The organism is Tyzzerella sp. An114 (assembly GCF_002161055.1).
GTDB lineage: Bacteria > Bacillota > Clostridia > Lachnospirales > Anaerotignaceae > Fimicola > Fimicola cottocaccae.
In genome coordinates, this window is record NZ_NFLT01000052.1 from 1 (window position 1) to 1,799 (window position 1,799).

Here is a 1,799-nt window from a genome sequence, read left to right on the forward strand (position 1 = left end):
TGTTATATTCATATCGTTCACCTTATTTCTTCCATAACACTCTGATAGAATGTTCTGTATTCTTCTAATTCAGTTGTTGGTTCAGTTGGTATTTCATTTTCTGATATTTGATACCAATTTAATGGATTGTCATTAACACCTAGGTCAATAGTTTTCCCATAAACCGAACCATTAGTATAAAATTTTCCTTCATCTGCAATCAGTGTCATTTAATCCCCCCTATCTAACAACAGTCCAGTTTTTAGACTGTGCAATTGTAACGTCGCATTCACTAGCTCCGCCACAACCTTTAATGGTGATAGTTTGTGTGTCTTGTCCTGTTAAATCTGCAAGACCAGTTTCAAATATATAATTTAACATTTCAGATGATAAATTAGTACATTCACCGAAACTAATAGTAGATTTTATACACTCGTTTTTTGCAAATGTTATTATTTTCAAATTATTACAACGAAAAAAAGCATTTGAATTATTAGTCGATTTTTCTAAATTCAAATTCTTAACAAATATAAGACTTTTACAATTACTTAAAAGTTCACTTGCAACAGTAGCGTTTGCAAAATTAGCGTTCTCAATATATCTTAAAGAATAACAACCAGTGAATAATTTACTTACGTTGTTACAGATTAATGGATTAAAAGATATTTTTTCCAAATTTTCACAAGCACTAAAAGCAGAATAAAAATTAACGCTTTCTTTTTTATCTTCATCATCTGTTATTTCTACATTAACTAAATTTTTACAATTACTTGCGAGTGAGCTTAACGTTGTTGCATTTTTTACTGAAATTTTCAGTTTTTTTAAAGAGGTACACCCATTTACAAAATCATTCAAGTTATTAGAAGTACTAGTATCAACACTATCAACTTCTTTTAAAGATAAACAGTTTTTAAATAAACTACTCATATTTACATTATTTCCGAATTGTACTTTACCTATTTTTATCAAACTATTCATATTTAAAAATGCACCCTCTGCTCTATCTACATTGGGTAAAATATAATCTCCTAATACTTTTATTCTTTTTTGAGATGATAAATAAGTTCTAAAATCAGTTACAGTTTCAGTAAACTTTACTTTCGGTTCATTTAACAAAGAACCATACTCTTTTTGATAAGGGTAAAAAGTCCAATATCCAGAATTTTTTACAACGTTATTTAATACTATATTTTTCAAATACGTTGCTCTACCAGCAAAGTTTTGACCAAAAGGTGGTAATGCTGGATTTAAAACTTCATTCCTAAAATACAATTCATAACTTTCAATATTAACTAAACATTTACCGTCAATAAATAGTTTTGGATTGTTTGCATAAATAATAAATTCTTTAATGTCTAAGTCGCTTGTCACGTTTAAATTTGTCAGCAAATCCTTATCACATTCAATTTTAATCAGACTCTGTCTGTACCCCCATAAATCAAACAAGCTGTCAGGGTTTACGCTATCCCATGTGAAAGTAAATTCATTTGCCGTACCTGTAACAACAGTATTGTTAATATCGCCCCATGATACAGCACATTTACTTGCTGTATTTATTGTTATAGGTAAATTCGTATCTTCATATATCGCCACCAAAATAAAAATTTGGTCTTTTGTTTCTTCTCTTTGTGGTAGTGGTAGCCATTCAGTAGGTCTGATGTACTTTTCGTTTTCAATAACCTCACCGCCGCCAGTAATACTACTTATCTCACCCGCCATTTCTGATGGCAATAATAAATCAGTTTTGCCAGTCTTTACTCTTATAGCTTCGGCTATATCCTTATAATTTTTATCATCAGTAGTTACTATTCCCATTAATA

The 1,799-nt window shown here is 29.8% G+C and carries 2 protein-coding genes; both read right to left on the reverse strand.

Annotation, left to right across the window (positions count from 1 at the left end; all coding sequences use genetic code 11):
* Positions 1–17 precede the first annotated feature (17 nt).
* Positions 18–209, reverse strand: coding sequence for a hypothetical protein (locus B5E58_RS13150; RefSeq protein WP_088110088.1), 192 nt, complete (start codon positions 207–209; stop codon positions 18–20).
* A gap of 10 nt (positions 210–219) precedes the next feature.
* On the reverse strand, positions 220–1,799 hold a 1,580-nt coding region (locus tag B5E58_RS13155; protein WP_143597287.1), incomplete at its 5' end, for a leucine-rich repeat protein.

Bases quoted from the DNA above. Each gene is read 5' to 3' on its own strand.
- B5E58_RS13150 (WP_088110088.1), bottom strand. From the start codon at position 209: ATGACACTGATTGCAGATGAAGGAAAATTTTATACTAATGGTTCGGTT.